The organism is Flavobacterium gelatinilyticum (genome assembly GCF_027111295.1).
Lineage (GTDB): Bacteria > Bacteroidota > Bacteroidia > Flavobacteriales > Flavobacteriaceae > Flavobacterium > Flavobacterium gelatinilyticum.
Genome location: NZ_CP114287.1, coordinates 5,647,724 through 5,665,400, shown reverse-complemented (window position 1 = coordinate 5,665,400; position 17,677 = coordinate 5,647,724). Strand labels below are relative to the sequence as shown.

Genomic DNA, 17,677 nt, shown 5'->3' with positions numbered 1-17,677 from the left:
ATTGAGTTTTAGTGCACTCAGAATAGCTGAGTGCACTTTGTGGTTAACTTAATTATGGATTTTGTCCTAAATTAGGCGCATATTCAAAGTAAACTGATGCAAATGGAAACTGATAACGGTTTCCGTTTGGTTCAATCGTGTGAGTTTCTGTTAAATATTTGTGCGTAATTGTTTTAGCAAATCTTGGATCTTTGTTCAGACGTTTTAAATCTGCCCATCTAAAGCCTGCTGTTCCCATTAATTCTTTTCGGCGTTCAGCCAAAACTTTCACTAAAGCATCATTAGCATCTACAGCTGTAAGATCTGTATAATCTGCTGCTCTGAAACGTTTTTTTCTTAAAGTATTAATTGCTGCCATTGCTGCTCCTGCGTTTCCTGCTCTTGCTTCGCATTCTGCCTTAATTACATACATTTCCGGTACAGAAGGTCCGGCGTTGCGTCCGTCTCCAGATAAAAGTTCTTTACTATAAGCTCTTCCCTCTGTAATGCTTCCAAAAGTCATATCTGTAACTGGTCTTGTATACAATTGGTATCTAAGATCTTTAGTATCAAATGAGTTTAACAATTCATCGCTTAATGATAAAATCGTTGGCGAATACATATAACTGTTTGACCCCTTTGCTAGTATTATTTCAGGATCCTGATACGTTCTCGGCCAGCCGTAATCTCCTAAATTTATGTTATCTTCTAAATTCAGCAGACTGTTTTGTAATGCAAGTGCTGCTTCGGCATTACGCTTTGCCTCTGCATAATTTCCCATGTACAAATACGTTCTTGCCAAAAGAGCGTGTGCAGAAGCTTTAGAAGGAAACCAAACGCTTCTTCCTGTATTTACCGGTTTTAATCCTGATGTTGTCGCTTCTGTCAAATCTTTTACAATTTGATCGTAAACGTCTTTTACAGGTGCTCTTTTAATGTCATCAGTAACTGTTGGAGTTGTTAAAAGCGGAATTCCCGGATCTCCCGTGCTTGATGCAGGGTCATACGCTTTTCCGAATACATTGATTAAAGACAAAAAGATATAAGCTCTGTGAACCTGTGCTTCTCCTTTAATCGCCAGACGCTCTGCATCGGTTCCGTTTTTACTGTTCATTACCTCGTTAATAATAACATTACAGGTATATAATGATGAGTACATTCCATTTAGCTGACTGTCCGGTTCTCCAACAGGAATAATTTCATCTGCCCATTTATACGTTAATAAAAAAGGCTGGTAAAACGCTGAACCCGAATAATTCTGATCGAAAAAAGCCGCATGGTCATCTCGCATTACAATATCATCTGAAGCCACGTCTACCAAACTATAAGTCTGGTTAAAGGTCGAAGCGCCCTGCAAAAGATACCTGTAGTTCACCGTTTCTTCCGGAATAAGTTTTCCTTCTGTCTGTATGTCTACATAATTATCACAGCTTGTTAAAAGCGCTGATAAAACTCCTATATAAATTAAATATTTTTTCATCGTTACAGCTTTTAAAAATTAAAATTGAATCCTACTGAATACATTGCCGATGGCGGTAATTTCATATATGTACCTGTGTATGGTAAAAAGTCAGGATCTATATTTTCTTTGTTTTTTCTCCAGATAATACCAATATTTCTTGCTGAACAAGTCAATGAAGCACCATCTATAAAAGTATTGGCGAAAAGTTCAGACAAATCATATTTTAATGAAATTTCTTTGAAACGGATATGATCTCCATCAATTACCTGGTTGTCACTAAATCTGTAACGACCATAACTGTAACCTGAAAGTCCTCTTACACCCGGAACTGTTGTAGTTGCTTCATCACCCGGATTTCTCCATCTGTTGTCGATATCTGAATTTAAATCATACTTTCCAAAAGTATTGTAACGTGTTACGTAGCTGTCGAATGTAGGTTTAAACAATACATAATCTAATTTGTAAGTTGCCAATAGATACAAGGAAAGCTTTTTGTAAGTGATGTTGGCACTTAAACTTCCGTAATATTGAGGAGTAGAACTTCCCATGAATTTCATATCTTCTATATTGGTCAGCATTGTATTTGATTGTACAATGTTTCCGTTTCTGTCGTAAACCTGAGTAGATCCTGCTGCATTTAATCCTGCATTTCTAAAAGCAAAAATGCTGTTTGTAGGATACCCTACAATTGGTGCGGTACTTCCTGAACCATTTAAAATATTCGCATAATTTGAAAATCTTGAATCTGTAACTTCGTTTTTGTTATAAGAAGTCACTAAGTTTAAATCAACACCAAAATCTTTGGTTTTTAGAATTGTACTGCTTAAACTCAAATCAATTCCGTGGCTTTCTAAAGTAGATGCATTTCTGACTAACATACTATTTGGAATACCATAAAACGGTGTAACAGGAAATTCCTGAATTAAATCTTTACTGTTCTTTTTGTAATATTCTATAGTTCCGTTTAAACGATAGTTAAATAAACTGAAATCAAGACCAAAGTTCATAATTCCGGTTTTCTCCCAGCGCAATGCCGGATTTGCCGCTGCAGAAACAAATGCGTAAGGCTGCTGCGAATACATGTCAACATCTGCAAGTGATATATTGGTAAAAGGAAATGTTTCTAAACTAATATTTCCGTTATAACCGTAACTGGCTCTGAAACTTAAGTTATCAAACAAGGTTACATTTCTCATAAAACCTTCTTTAATAATGTTCCATTTTAAACCTGTAGACCATAATGGTGTTCTTCTGTAACTTTTATCAACTCCAAAGTTGTTATAATCGTCTAAACGTGCGCTACCTGAAACTGTATATTTGCTGTCGTATGTATACGATGCATTACCATAGTAAGATAAAAATCGTCTTGTCTGGAATTTATCTGTATTACCATAACTTAATCCCTGCGCATATCCATAAACCGTATTTGGCATATTCGAAGGCAGATCTATAGAAGTCTGCGCTGTTTCATTGTAACCGTATAAGGTTCCTGCTCTATTTGCATCTTTAGTTTCTCTAAATTCGATACCTCCCAATACATCAATGGCGTGTTTATCTGCCAGTGTTGTATTGTAAACCAATTGTCCTCTGGCAGTATAACTATCTTTGCCGAATGATGAACTCTGCAGAATTCCGCCCAGCGGCACTCCATGAACCAGCTCGTTTGTAGACGGATTAATAGATGTGTACTGGTTCATTATATCTCTGGCAAAATAGGTATTAGGATTGTGATAATATCTGTTATTCATAGTAGAAGTTTCGATATAATACGTTCCTACAGCATCTAATCCTTTTAATAAAGGTGCTGTAACCGAAATATTAGCAGAATAATTTTGTTCTTTTAAAGCTTTATCCTGATTATTTAATTCATCCATGTAGTTATAGGTCCATGGTAAATATCCCTGACTTTGAAGCCTGTCTGTATCCGCACTGTAAAAACGTCTTTGGTAGGATACTGAGTTTCCATTAGCATCTACAATCTGATCGTATGGCAGATAGGTTGTTAGAGAAGCATTAAGAGGAGTCAGTCCTAAACCATTTTGCTCAAAACGGAAAATAGATCCTTTTAAACTCGTACTTACTTTTAAGTAGTTTAATAATTTAAAATCCTGATTTACTGTAAAAGTCATACGTTTACCACCTGTGCCAACGGCTTGTGTTTTTTCGTTAGAAAAAGAAGCCGATGTAAAATAGCTGTAATCATTTTCTCCTCCGCTGAAAGAAAAGTCAAAAGTATTTGACTCAGAAGGACGCATTAAATATTTTGTAATCTGGTCGTAATTATTTCTTCCTCGTAAAATATCCAGCTGTGCATTTTTCTGTGCTGTTGTAATTGTTCCTCTTCTTTCCTGAAACATATATTCAACTCCCTGACTAATTGGGCTTGAACTAAATAAACCTGATGCTGCTGCCGGATCTGAAATAAGACCTTTGTCTACTAATTCCTGTTCTAAGTTTAAGACCTGAGAAGAATTCATTAAAGGCAGGCTTGATAAAGATCTTTTATTAGCAATAGAAAAAGTTTGAGAAGCATTAAATCTTGTTTTCCCCTTTTTACCTTTTTTGGTTTCGATTACCATAACGCCGTTTGCTGATCTTGCTCCGTAAATAGAAGCCGCCGCAGCATCTTTAAGAAACGTTATTTTTTCGATATCTTTTGGATTAATAGTTCTGATATCCAGTTCTGTAGGAGTACCATCTAATATAACCAACGGCATATCGTTGGCATTATAAGTAGACTGCCCTCTGATCCTGAAGTTGTAACTTCCTGCTCCCTGATTAGATCCAAATAAATTTCCATAAACAAACGTATTGTCAGAATCCTGAACGTCAATTGCCAAACCGGCAACCTGACCTTCAAGCTGATGCATTACGTTTCCAACAGGAATTTTATCTAACTCCTTGGCTGTAATAGTAGAAACAGATCCTGTAGAACGAACTTTAGAAATTTTCTGGTAACCGTTGTTTACCACAATTTCGTTCATTAACGAAACTTTTTCTTTTGCGATAATCGTTACACTGGACCGACCGTCAAGAACAAGTCTTGTGGTTTCAACGGTTAATCCTGAACATTCGATTATAGCATTTGACGGTACATCATGTAAAGTAAAACTTCCGTCAAAATCGGTTACGGCACCAATTCTCGTACCTGTAACCCAAACGTTTATGCCCGGATAGGGTTCGCTTTGCGAATTCAATACTTTTCCTTTAACTTGTATAGAACCCGTACCTTTGTTATCAGGAGTGTTTGTGTTTACCACAATGGTTTTATCCTGAATGGTGTACGAAAAAGGCTGTCCTTCAAAAACAATATTTAAAGCATCCTGAATGCTTTTTTTCTGGATATTTAAATTTACCGGTTTTGCATTTTCTAAAATCTTTACGTTATAAAAGAAAACATATCCTGTCTGCTTGGTTATCGAAGCAAACACTTTTTGAAACGTAAGATTGTTACCTTCTATAGTAACAGTTTTATTGCCCTGCGCAAAAGTGGTTAAGGCAAAAAGCATAAAAACTATAAGGGATAATTTTTTCAAATTATCTGTTTTAATCGATTTGAATCTGGCTTTTAGAGCTTTATTCTGGCGATGACTTAATTTTTGATTGGTTAAAAATTTCATTACTTTTGAATCGGTGTGGTTAATAATAGGATCGGTTAATATTTTATGAAGAACTCACTTTCTATGCCCAAAGCGCGGGAACGCTTTGGGTATTTTTTTGTGGTTCTTGTTTCACGTGGCTACTGTGTCACAATCACCTCCTTCCCTGAAATTTTAAAGTGAATATCTTTGCTTTCAAGCATTTTTAATACCTGATTTAATTTTAGGTCTTTTTGGATTGCGCCTTCAAAACGCTCATCCGGAATTTTTCCTTTGTAGATTACCTCAACATCATACCATCTTTCGATTTCACGCATGATTTCGTCGTATCTCGCATTTTCAAAATAAAACAATCTGTTTTTCCATGCTACGGCCAGTTCTGTATTAACTTCCTTGGTGCGCATAGAATGTTTGTCAACAGAAACAACAATCTGCTGGCCCGGTTTTACTAAAGCCGAATTGCTTCCTTCGGTAATTTTTATTTTTCCTTCTAACAAAGTAGTTTTCAATACCGGTTCGTTTTCATACGCTCTAATATTAAAGTGCGTTCCTAAAACCTCTACTTCCTGACCATTTGATAAAACTTTAAAAGGCATTTTTTCATTACGCGTTACTTCAAAATAAGCTTCTCCGGTTAAAACAACCGATCTTTCGTTTCCTTCAAAATAAGTTGGGTATTTTAAAGACGATCCCGCATTCATCCAGACCACTGTTCCGTCCGGAAGTGCAATTTGAAATGTTTTTCCGTTTGGTGTAACCAAAGTATTAAAGCTTACTTTTCCTTTGTGCGCCGCGTTATTATCCTCGTAACGAATCTGTCCGTCTTTGTCTTTTGTAATTACGATATCTTCCTGACTCGCTACAACACCGTTTTTCTGATTATTCAAAACTACTTTTGAACCATCCGAAAGCGTCAGGATAATTTCATCGCTGTTTTTTTCTTTTTGTTTTTCCTTTTCAACAACAGCGTTTTCAGTTTTGGTATTTACATTTTTAACCGAAGTGTTCGTTTGTGTCGTATAATATCCAATTCCGATAAGAAGAGCCACAGAAGCCGCAATCGCATATTTATAATACGATCTTCTGTTTGTTTCCGGACTGATAATTTTATCAATCGTATTCCAGGCCGAGTTCAGATTAATATCTTCCGGCTCAAGATCGCTTTGATAATTACTTTGTACTCTTTCAAAATATTCCCTGTTTGCGTCTGACTCATTGTACCATGCAGTAAAAATTGATTCTTCTTCGGGGCTGAGAGTATCGTTTATTTTCTTTATGATCAGTTTAAAATCCATTTTGAGAATTCTTTTAAATTAACAATTACTTGATGGTAATTTATAACTAAGACAACCGAATTCTATAAATGGGTGACAAAAGTTTAAGAAAAAACGAAGAAAAAATTAAATTTTCTATAAAGCAGAATAAATTTCTTACGGGCGGATCGAAAATAACGCCAGAATAACAACCAATGACTGGCTGATCTTTGTTTTGGCTCTCTGAAGCTGGGTTTTTACTGTATTTACAGAGATATTCAACTCGTCTGCAATTTCATTATAACTGAAGTTTTCTATAAACTTAAGTTTAAAAACTTCCTGCATGCTTACGGGAAAAGTATCAATCACTTTTAAGATATGATTGTAGACAATGCTTTTTTCTTCTTCAGAAATTAAATCCAGATCTTCATCTAAAATAATCATGGAATTTAGATCAATCAGGTTTAAGTCGTCGGTAATTTTTATAGATTTAAGATAGTTGAGACATCTGTTGCGGACCATCGCAAACAAATAGGCTTTTAATGATGTTTTAATATCGATAGTCTGTGCGTTTTCCCAAAGTGAGATAAAAACGTCCTGTACTACATCTTCACTGGCCTGCTGATCAAACAAAAAATTATTGGCATAGATAACCAGCTCTTTATAAAAACGATCAAAGACATTTTTATAAACAGTTTTATTTTGTTTTTGGAGTTCTTCTAAAACAATATTTATTTCCAAAATAAAAAAACTAAAAGCGGATTAATTGTGAAAAAACAAAGCTATGTAAATTTAAGTTATCGGCAAATATCATTAAGATTTCTCTTAATATTTCTTAAAAAGGCATTTATAGAAGAGGTTTATTCAGAAAACAACAAAAAAACATCATTTAATTTTAATTAAAAAAACTATATTAGTACTAATCTTACGCGCTTAAAATCAATTTTAATATAGCTTTAATACTATTAATCTTAACGATGTTAAGCGTTCTTATTTACATATACGCAATTTTGGGGTTTTGCGGTTTAAAAAATTTGCTGTTTTAAAGTTACAATAAAAAATTGGCAGTTTATTTATAACCGTAGTTTTTATGTCATTCTGCTTTTCAAAGAAATAAAAAAAACCTGCATAGAATTTCATCCATACAGGTCTTTAAAAATATTTAAAACTATTCTCTTCTTTATTTTGTAATAGTATCTACTGATCTCACAGGACCGCCAACAGTATCTATTGTAGTAGTATCTACTTCTGGTCCTATTGTATCTACAGTATTCTGAATACTGTCATTTTCGTAAGAATCTGTTGTTGTGGTTTCATTTTTCTTACACGAAAATGCCAGTCCTGCCAATAGAATCAACAGTGCAATTTTGGTTTTTAAAAGCGTTTTCATAATATTATTTTTTTAATTTATAATTCATAATCTGATTATTATAAAATTAAAATACTGACTGACAATATAGTTACATAATTTTCAGTATCTGTTATATGAATCAAATAAATCTGCATCATTTTTCTAAAAAACTGTAAATCAATGCAAAAAGTGTAAATCCTCGGCTTAATCTTATAAGATTTTTCGTTGTGATTTTTTGAACTTTGAGTAAAAGGAAACCAAAATGAAAACATTCCTCCGAAATAACAGTTTAGGCATCTGCTTTTAAGTTTTATTTTTCGGCTGTCTGGCAGGACAAATATTTCTGGGTTTTGAAGAACATAATAAAGAAATATGAATACAACAACCCCATGGGCTTCAACTGCTCAAACCGACATTGATACCAGTAATGCAATAGTTACAATTACCAAAGCAGGTTATACATTTGAACTTTATAATTGCAGGGATTCGTTATGGATTGTGGCCAATGGTACAAAAAAAGAGCGAATGGCTTTTCGGGCCGCATATGCCTTAAACAGTTTTTTTGAAATATATGCCATAAACCAGTCAGAAAACGAAATCAACATCAAGCTTACAACTGAATTAGGTGAATACGAAATTCTAGTAGATTTTCCGGAACCCAATTCGCATTTGTTTCACTATAAAACATTATTTACAGCCCGATTACCCCTTATGATTCCGTTTTGGCCCCGTGATATACTGCCTTTAACACAAAACGGGAAAATTGAAAATACAGCCGGAAAAATTCATGTCAGTCAGGTCGGCACGCGATCAGGAATTTTATACGCAAGTGTTACAAAACCTAAAAAATCAACCTTATTTTATTTTCAAAACCTCAGCTCTGTTTCAGCTTACTGCGAAGCGACCCATACCACGCTGGGCGATACGGTAAACGGAACCTGGCCTGAGATTGGTTTTCAGCTTCCGGTAACAATTGAAGATGCGCTTCCGGCTGGCAGAAAATTTATTATTTCCGATGCTTACGTTTTACCGGGAGACGAAACAAATGATGATCCTTCGAAACTCTGTAAAGATTATCTCGAAAGTCTCGCCCTGATATATAAACTCATACAGAAACCGGAAACAGAGTATCACGACTGGACAGAAATTGCCGAAAAAACGATAACCGATTTAGAAAACAATAAAGGCTGCTGGACACAGACAAACGGCATTCCTTACCTCAATGCCTATTTGTGCGATTACGAAACACCTGCCGAAAGTATGGTGCAGCTTGCTGTTCTGGCTCCTTTAAAAGAATATGAAAGATGGAAATCTGAAACGTATACAGTTTCTGAAGATTTAAATAAAGGATTAGCCAGTTTTTACGATTCAAAAATAAATAGTATTACCCGCTGGCTTCCGGCACTTCATGATAAATTAGACGAATCCGAAGAACAGAAAAAAGAAACCACAATGGATTCCTGGTATCTTCATCATCCGCTTATTAATCTTGCAAGGCTGGCCGTTTGGGGCAATAAAAATGCCGAAAAACTGGTTTTGGATTCAGTTGATTTTGTAATTAAAGCTGCGCATCATTTTAAGTATGAATGGCCTGTATTTTATAACGTAGAAACTTTTGAAATTATAAAAGAAGAAACCATGCCCGGAATGGGAGGCGAAAAAGATGTTCCTGGTGCTTATGCCCTTTTGATGCTTTTGGTTTATCATATTACTAAAGAGAAAAAATATTTAAATGAAGCCGAAAAAGCCGCCAGTCATTTAACCCAATGTGGTTTTGATAGTTTTTATCAGGCTAATAATACTGCTTTTTCTGCTAATGCCCTTCTGGAATTGTATAAAATAACAAACAAAAAGATTTATCTGGAAACAAGTTATATGTGTCTTTCTGGCTTGTTCAAAAATATACAGCTTTGGGATTGTCAATATGGTTTTGGAAAAAACTACAAAAACTTCTTTTCTATTTTTCCATTAAATGATGCTCCTTATACAGCGGCATATGAAGAAATGGAAGTCTATACTGCGCTTAACGAATATATTATTCAGGCAAAAGATATAGATATACTTCCCGGACTCCGAATTCTGATTCCTGAATTTATAAAGTATGCAGTAAACCGAATACCCTATTATTTTCCCGAACTGCTGCCAAAACAAATGCTTTCTGAATATGTTAAAACGGGAGAAATCCAAACTGACCTCTGGGTGCCTCTTGAAGATTTATATACCGGTTACGACAAAAGCGGACAAGTTGGACAGGAGGTGTACGGAGCCGGCGCAGCGTTTGCCATTGTATCAAGACAATACATTAAAATAAATGACGATTTTATGATATTTACTGACTATCCAACGGCCAGTTTTACAAGAAGAGAAAAAAACGCATATCTTACATTTGACGGACATGAAGACCTGTCCTGCAGCCTGAATATTATATGGCAGAAGAATACTAAAACTTCATTACAGATCGAACAAAACAAAGAAATTTTGAAACCCTATAGTGCAAATGCAAAAATGGATCAGTATAAACCTAAAGGGCACGGAAAAATTAAAATAAGCTGGTAAAAAACGTTAAAAAAAAATATAAAAAGGTGTCAGTCATATCAATTGTAAAATGACTGACATCTTTTATTTGTCTTAATCAACTTATTGCTTTTTCTTTTTTGAAGCCTTTACTTCAGGTTTAATACTGTCTTTCTGCATGCCCGAAGAACCCGTATAAGTAGAAGCATCTTCCGGACTCTCTCCGGGACCTATTCCCGTACCCTGACTGCTTTCTGATGCATCATTACCAGATGTTCCCGTCTCTTGCGAACTCGGAGCGGTTGTACTGTTTGCATCTGTGGGTTTTGTACTTGCGGTTGTATCTTGTACCGCTTCGGTGCTGTCAACAGGTTCAATATTGGTTTCTATTTGATCGCTGTAACCATCTGCTTTTTTACAGGAGAACAATCCCATTGCAGCAACTAAAAGAATTATAATTTTAAATCTGAATACTCTTTTCATAATACATATTTTTTGGTTTGTACAAGAACTGCTAAGTAACTATTAATAAATGAGTTCTGTTTATAGCATTCGTTTTAATTCTTACATAAAACCTGACTGGCAATCCTGTAAGATCCTTAAAATAAATTGTAAGGCATTTCTATTGAGTTGCTGCTAGCTTTGAGATAAGCTCTTTTAAAAAAGAAAGTCATGGAAAATTCAAATCACAATTTAAACGAAGGAAGCATAACATCCGGAGATAATGTTTCTTTTTGGATTGATTCGACTGATATTATTTCGTTCGATCAGCCCTCTCAGGATGTCAGTACCGATGTGCTTATCATAGGCGGCGGTATTGCAGGTCTTACAACAGCTTATAAACTTTTAAGAGCCGGAAGAAAAGTTGTTCTTGTTGAAGACGGTTTTATAGGAAGCGGTGAAACAGGAAGAACAACAGCGCATTTAACCTGTGCACTGGATGACAGATATTATTACCTTGAAAATATATTTGGAAAAGAAAAAGCCAAACTTGCAGCCGACAGCCACACCGCGGCAATTAATGAAATCGAAAGCATTGTAAACGAATTAGAGATTAACTGCGATTTTAAAAGAGTAAACGGGTATTTATTCCTGCACCCATCTGATAAAGAAAAAAATCTGGATAAAGAATACGAAGCCACGCAAAATGCCGGACTGGATACTTTACTGCTAAATCATATTCCGTCTCTTGCCGGAACCGAAAACCAGCGCTGTATTGTGTTTAAAAATCAGGCGCAGTTTCATATTCTTCATTACTTAAAAGGACTAGCCGAAGCCGTTACCGCTCTCGGCGGAACCATATATACTGAAGCACATGCCGAAAACATAACGAAAGAAGGAGCTTCGGTTAATGGTTTCAATTTTAAAGCCCGTCATATTGTCGCTGCAACTAATACACCTATTAATGACGTGGTAACCATGCACACCAAACAACACGCATACAGAACGTATGTTATTGCAGGGAAAATTCCGAAAGGAAGCCTGCCTCACGCCCTATGGTGGGACACAGGTGATATGGAATCGAAATGGGTTTCGCAGCCGTATCATTATGTTCGTCTTGAAAGTTTTGATGATGAATACGATCTCCTGATTTCGGGCGGAGAAGATCATAAAACCGGTCAGGCCGATGAAGAGGGGATTTCGGAAACAGAACGTTATGAAAGACTCGAAATCTGGACCCGAAGACATTTTCCGCTGCTGGATGAAATCAGCTATAGATGGTCCGGTCAGGTAATGGAACCCGTAGATTCACTAGGATTTATGGGAAAAAACCCGGGCGATGACAATATATACATTATTACGGGAGATTCCGGAAACGGAATGACACACGCCACAATTGGCGCTATGATCATAAGTGATATCATTCAGGGAAATAAAAATAAATGGGAAGACTTATATGATCCGTCCCGAATTACTTTTAAAGCCCTTGGCGATTTTATGAAAGAAGCCGGAAACATGGCTTCGCAATATCTGGACTGGATTACTGCAGCTGACTTAAATAATACTGCCGATTTAGAACCGGGAAACGGGGGAATTCTCTCTTCGGGATTACGAAAAATTGCTGTTTACAGGGATTATGACAACACTTTAAAGGCATTTTCGGCCGTATGCCCGCATTTAGGCTGTATTGTACAATGGAATCCAGATGAAAAGTCCTTTGACTGTCCCTGCCACGGATCACGATTTGCTTCGGACGGCACCATACTTAACGGACCTGCAAAATCAGATCTCAGCAAATTAGATATTAAATAATCAGGTCGTTTTTTGAGAAAAATTGAACACTTAAAAAAGTAAAACGTCCTTTTGATTTTTACAACTCGTATAGCTGTTTGGAGATATTTCTATGAATTGTAACAATTAAACCCAACAAATCAAATAATCATTATTAAAGACAGAAATATGGAAAATTTAGCAAATTACTTTAATCAATATATCAATCAAAAACGCATTGTAGTAACCGGCGGTACTACCGGAATCGGGAAAGCTATTGCAGAATTACTGGTTTCGCTTGGCGGCCGTGTAATTATCTTTGGAAGAGATGAAAATGATTTTAACCATGCTATGGAAGATATCAAAACCAAATCATCATCCGGAGAAATTTACGGTGTTACAGCCGATATTACCAGCAAAAAAGATATTGACCTCGTTTGGGATAAAGTCGACAGTCTGCTGGGCGGTATTGATATAGTAATCAATAATGCCGCACTGCCTGCCCGAGGTATTATCGAAGGCGATTATGACGACTGGAAATACATTCTCGAAACCAACATTCTGGGATATATTGCTTTTGCAAAAGAAGCCGTTAACCGAATGAAAGAACAAAAATCCGGACATATTGTAAACATTGGTTCGATGAGTGCCGAAGTGAAGGAAAAAACCGGTGTTATTTATGTAGCCACCAAAACAGCCATTCGCGGTTTCAGCACGGCGCTTCGTAAAGAAATTAATCCGCTGGGCATTAAAGTCTCTCATGTTGAACCCGGTGCCGTAACCAGCGACATGCAGCCGGATCCAAAAGAAGTTCAGGAAGAAAAAATCGAAAAAATGGAAATGCTCGAAGCAGAAGATATTGCCATGAGCGTATTATTCTGTCTCTCACAGCCTAAACGCTGTGATATTGTAAGCATGCAGGTCAGACCGCACTTACAAATTATTTAAACGTTATTCTTCATACATTTCCATCCAAAGTCGGGTTTCTTCAAGGTCGAGTTCTTTTTCTATTTTGCGAAAGATTTCCTCATTGACAGAACCCGATTTATGCATTACTTCCAGTTTGTTTCTTTCAATATTCAAAAGATCAATCTGCAGTTTGGTAAATTCATTAAAAACCTCGCCTCCCAGAACTTTTCCGTTTCCGAAAAAATTAGCCGGAAGTTCCGTTTTCTGCAAACGGTTAAATTTGACTTCATATTTACTTTTTATGTTGTGCAGCAAATCATCATCAAGTAAAGAAAAATTATCCTCGATATGCGCAATGGTTTCAGAAACAATCATATTTCGCACGCTGTATTCTTCGGCAATAATCGAATAACGCTCTATTTTTAGTTTTTTAATCAGCCACGGAAGCGAAAGCCCCTGAATAACCAAAGTCGAGAGAATCACGCAGAAAACCAGATAAATAATTAAATTACGAAGTGGAAATTCTTCTTTTTCATTAAGCATTAACGGAAGTGCCAGGGCTGCAGCCATAGAAACCACGCCACGCATTCCCGACCATCCGAAAATAATCATATTACGAATATCAAATTCTTCTTTATTGCGGATTCTTTTACTGATCATTCTTGGAATCAAAGCTGCCGGAATTACCCATAAAAAACGAACCACAATTACCACAATACTAATTACTGCACCCCAGATAAATAAAGAAGTTCCGGAGTAATTGCTGATTCCGTTAATAATCTGCCTAAGCTGTAATCCTATTAAAATAAAAATCAAACCGTTTAAGATATTACTTAAAACATCCCAAATGGTATTGGTCATAATTCGGCTTTCATGAGAAAAAATCGTTCCTGATCTTGCCGCCAGGAAAAGTCCGGTAGCGACAACAGCCAAAACTCCAGAACCTTCAAAGTGCTCCGCTATCAGGTAAGACGCAAAAGGAGTCAATAACGTAAGGGTTACTTCGATAATATCATCGCAGACAAATCTTCTATGAATAAAGTTCATTATAAAACCAACTGCAAGACCAATTGCAATACCCAAAACCGACATTAGAACAAAGTTGAGTCCCGCCTGCCATAAAACAAAATTTCCGGCAGTAATTGCTGTAAGCGCATATTTGTAGGCAACAAGACCGCTCGCATCGTTTACCAGACTCTCCCCTTCCAGAATAGCAATTAATCTTGGGTGAAGACCTAAACCTTTTGTAATCGCCGTAGCAGAAACGGCATCAGGAGGCGAAACAATAGCCCCCAGTAAAAAAGCCAAAGGCCAGGAAATATCATCAATAAGCCAGTGCGCTGCTACAGCAACAAGTCCGGTTGTAAAAAAAACCAAACCAACTGCCGCTAAAGTAATCGGACGGATTGTCTGCTTAAAATCAGACCAGCTGGTATGCCACGCGGCATGATATAAAAGCGGCGGCAGAAATATAATAAATACAATCTCCGGACTAAGGGCAATAACCGGAAGCCCCGGAATAACACTAATAATAACCCCGCACATTACGAGTACAATAGGTATTGGAAAATTATATCTTTTGCTGATTAAACTTAAAAAAGCAACGCCAAAAAGTAACATAATAATTACTGTGATATTTTCCATTTAAAGAGTGGTATTTATTGATTTTGGATTAAAATTTCTGAATGCTAAATTAGTATTTTATGATAATTAAATTAAAATATCATTAAAAAAGTTAATACGAATTCCAAACCGAAAAACCCGAAATCTCAGTAAATATTAAGTCTCTTCAGCATTATATTATCATCTAAAAAAAAAGAAAAAAACGGTATAACATATTCACCTTTAATTGATAAATAAAAAACTTAAAAGCCAAAAATAAATTTTTACATTTGCGTTGTTTTTATTTATTCTAAATAATAACAACAAATAACCATTAAAAAATACCAATGAAAATTATCAATCAAATCCTTCTAAAATATACACTTTTACTAGGTGTATTTTTTTTCGCCTTAACCACGCAGGCACAGCAAAATTCAGGAAAAATAAAAGGTACCGTAACAACATCCGACAGTGATCCGGCATCTTTTGTAAATATCGTTTTAAAAGGCACTAAACTGGCTGCCGTAACTAACGAAGACGGACTTTTCGAATTCAACAAAGTAAAACCGGGAAACTATACCTTACAGCTTTCCCTGTCAGGATATGAAACAGTCGTAGAAGAAGTAAGCGTAAACGAAAACACCACGACTCCCCTTTCTTTACAATTAAAAGTCTCGAATAAAGAATTACAGGAAGTAATTGTAACGAGCGACCGAAAAAAAATGTCATCTAAAGAAAGTGTCTATGTGGCCAGAATGCCGCTTAAAAACTTAGAAAATCCACAAGTTTATTCGGTTATCAATTCAAAAATTATCGAACAGCAGGTTCTTACGAATTTTGACGATGCCCTAAAAAGTGCGGCGGGAGTAGTTTCGGGCAATTCGGAACCCGGTGTAAGATCAGGTTCTTATTTAAGAGGCTTTGATGAGCAGGCTTTTTTCAGAGATGGAAAAATGCTGGGAAACTGGACCGAAAACGACATGGCTAATATTGAAAACATTGAAGTTATTAAAGGCCCGTCGGGAACTTTATTCGGCGGTCACGGACGTGCGAATTACGGGGGTGTTATCAATCGTATTACAAAAAAACCATATGAAACTTTTGGCGGGAGCATTAATTACATTACCGGAAGCTACGGCTACAATCGTTTAACTGCCGATGTAAATACGCCATTGAGTGCTGACGGGGCTTTTCTTGGACGTGTTAATGCCGCCTACAGAAAAGAAAAAAGTTTTCAGGATTATGGCTGGGCCGAAAGTTATTTCGCAGCTCCTGCCTTTACCTACAATGCCAGTGAGAAACTTAAAATTGTGGTTGAAGCAGATATCTTTAAAATTCAGGGGACACAGCGTCCTTATTTAAGCGGAAGCGGGATCAGCAATGTTGATGAATTAAATCCTATTCATGATTTGTCTTTTACTACAAATGAAATTTTATATGAAAAGGCTTCTTCTATATTTTCTGTTGATGCCATTTATAAATTAAGCGATCAATGGACTTCGACTACTTCATTTGGACATTCTTACAGCTTGTATAATCCAAATTATGTTATGGCGAGCGTAACAGGACAAACGGTAGAACGTGCAATAGGAACCGCCCGATATGATATCGATTTTACCACTATTCAGCAATATGTAAATGGTGATTTTAAAATCGGAAAAATGCGCAACCGGTTATTGGTTGGAATTGACTATTTACGAGATGATGAAATTTATGTTGGAAGTTCTGCCGCTTACGATACTTTTCAGTACACATCGATTGCACCGTATCTTTCTAAACAATCTTTTGATCAGGCCATCGCCGCAACTACTTTCTGGACCGGGGGTAATGTAAATGACCGTTACAGCGCCTATTTCTCGAATGTTTTAGACATCCTGCCGCAACTTCATTTAATGACAAGTCTTCGTTACGAATATTCTAAAGATGTAACACCGAGCGCCACAGTTCCAAATGCAAAAAATCCTGATCTGTCTTTCAATCAGGGAGCTTGGACACCAAAATTTGGTTTAGTATATGAAATTCTTTCTGAGCAACTGTCTTTATTTGGAAATTATCTTGGAGGTAACAAAAACATAAATAGTTTCCTAAGAAACGACGGAACGGGAAATGGCGTGATGCAAAAAGCCGATCCCGAGAAAGCAACACAATGGGAAGTAGGTTTTAAATCGAGTTTGTTTCAAAACCGTCTGACTTTAATGGCAAGCTATTTTGATATTAAAGTCGATAATAAACTGCGTATGGATCCGGCAAATCAATTGTTCAGCCTTCAGGACGGGACACAGAAAAATAAAGGTTTTGAACTGGAATTATTTGCCAGCCCAATTAACGGATTGGATATTATGCTGGGATATGCAAACCTTGACGCTACATTCTTAAACGGATCTGATGCCGGAAAACACGTGGCTTATACACCAAAAAACACGGTTAATTACTGGATAAGTTATACAGCAAAACAAGGAACCGTAAAAGGTCTTGGAATTGGTTTTGGCGGCAATTACAGAGATAGCAGCTTCTTAAGTTCATCAAATGATGTAACGATTTCAGGCGTGCATCTTTTAAACGCCTCTGTATTCTACGAACAGGCAAGATATAGATTTGCCATTAAAGCAGATAACATGACCAACGAAATCTATTGGGGAGACTTCTTTAACCCGCAGTCACCAAGAACATTTAAAGCTTCTTTGACTATAAAATTTTAGAATTAGTTTGTTAGTTGTTGAAACCTCCGAAATCACTTTTGATTTTGGAGGTTTTTATTTTAAAACAGCCCGATTTATTGACTTATATCAAACTTTTA

11 protein-coding genes are annotated in these 17,677 nt (G+C 36.4%); 4 read left to right on the top strand and 7 right to left on the bottom strand.

The genetic code is table 11. The annotated features are described in order from the left end of the window. Positions 1 to 52 precede the first annotated feature (52 nt). From OZP11_RS24270 to OZP11_RS24250, 5 genes are all read right to left on the bottom strand, one after another. Positions 53 to 1,459, bottom strand: a complete 1,407-nt coding sequence (locus OZP11_RS24270; protein ID WP_281233069.1) for a RagB/SusD family nutrient uptake outer membrane protein — start codon at positions 1,457 to 1,459, stop codon at positions 53 to 55. An 11-nt stretch (positions 1,460 to 1,470) separates the two neighbouring features. Next, the gene (locus tag OZP11_RS24265) at positions 1,471 to 5,061 is read right to left on the bottom strand and encodes a SusC/RagA family TonB-linked outer membrane protein (protein WP_281233068.1); all 3,591 of its coding nucleotides are present in this window, start codon (positions 5,059 to 5,061) and stop codon (positions 1,471 to 1,473) included. Between the two features lie 119 nt (positions 5,062 to 5,180). Continuing rightward, positions 5,181 to 6,335, bottom strand: coding sequence for a FecR family protein (locus OZP11_RS24260; protein WP_281233067.1), 1,155 nt, complete (start codon positions 6,333 to 6,335; stop codon positions 5,181 to 5,183). Between the two features lie 135 nt (positions 6,336 to 6,470). After that, on the bottom strand, positions 6,471 to 7,034 hold the full coding sequence (locus tag OZP11_RS24255) for an RNA polymerase sigma-70 factor (protein ID WP_281233066.1): 564 nt from the start codon (positions 7,032 to 7,034) through the stop codon (positions 6,471 to 6,473). Between the two features lie 439 nt (positions 7,035 to 7,473). Beyond that, positions 7,474 to 7,683 carry a hypothetical protein gene (locus OZP11_RS24250; protein WP_281233065.1) on the bottom strand — a complete coding sequence of 70 codons (210 nt, stop codon included), beginning with the start codon at positions 7,681 to 7,683 and terminating at the stop codon, positions 7,474 to 7,476. Positions 7,684 to 8,016: 333 nt separating this feature from the next. On the opposite strand from OZP11_RS24250, the gene OZP11_RS24245 reads away from it, so the two are divergent. Next, entirely contained in the window at positions 8,017 to 10,200 is a 2,184-nt protein-coding gene (locus tag OZP11_RS24245; RefSeq protein WP_281233064.1) for a hypothetical protein, read from the top strand. 81 nt (positions 10,201 to 10,281) lie between these two features. Here OZP11_RS24245 and OZP11_RS24240 read toward each other — a convergent pair whose 3' ends face one another. Then, complete coding sequence (locus tag OZP11_RS24240; RefSeq protein WP_281233063.1) at positions 10,282 to 10,641, bottom strand: hypothetical protein; 360 nt, start codon at positions 10,639 to 10,641, stop codon at positions 10,282 to 10,284. A gap of 189 nt (positions 10,642 to 10,830) precedes the next feature. On the opposite strand from OZP11_RS24240, the gene OZP11_RS24235 reads away from it, so the two are divergent. Beyond that, positions 10,831 to 12,411 (top strand): FAD-dependent oxidoreductase, encoded by a 1,581-nt coding sequence (locus OZP11_RS24235; RefSeq protein ID WP_281233062.1) that lies wholly within the window; start codon positions 10,831 to 10,833, stop codon positions 12,409 to 12,411. A gap of 147 nt (positions 12,412 to 12,558) precedes the next feature. Further along, complete coding sequence (locus tag OZP11_RS24230; protein ID WP_281233061.1) at positions 12,559 to 13,317, top strand: SDR family oxidoreductase; 759 nt, start codon at positions 12,559 to 12,561, stop codon at positions 13,315 to 13,317. A gap of 3 nt (positions 13,318 to 13,320) precedes the next feature. Here the strand turns inward: OZP11_RS24230 and OZP11_RS24225 are convergent, their stop codons facing one another. Next, entirely contained in the window at positions 13,321 to 14,922 is a 1,602-nt protein-coding gene (locus OZP11_RS24225; protein WP_281233060.1) for a Na+/H+ antiporter, read from the bottom strand. Positions 14,923 to 15,227: 305 nt separating this feature from the next. On the opposite strand from OZP11_RS24225, the gene OZP11_RS24220 reads away from it, so the two are divergent. Then, positions 15,228 to 17,579 (top strand): TonB-dependent receptor, encoded by a 2,352-nt coding sequence (locus OZP11_RS24220; RefSeq protein WP_281233059.1) that lies wholly within the window; start codon positions 15,228 to 15,230, stop codon positions 17,577 to 17,579. Positions 17,580 to 17,677: the final 98 nt, after the last annotated feature.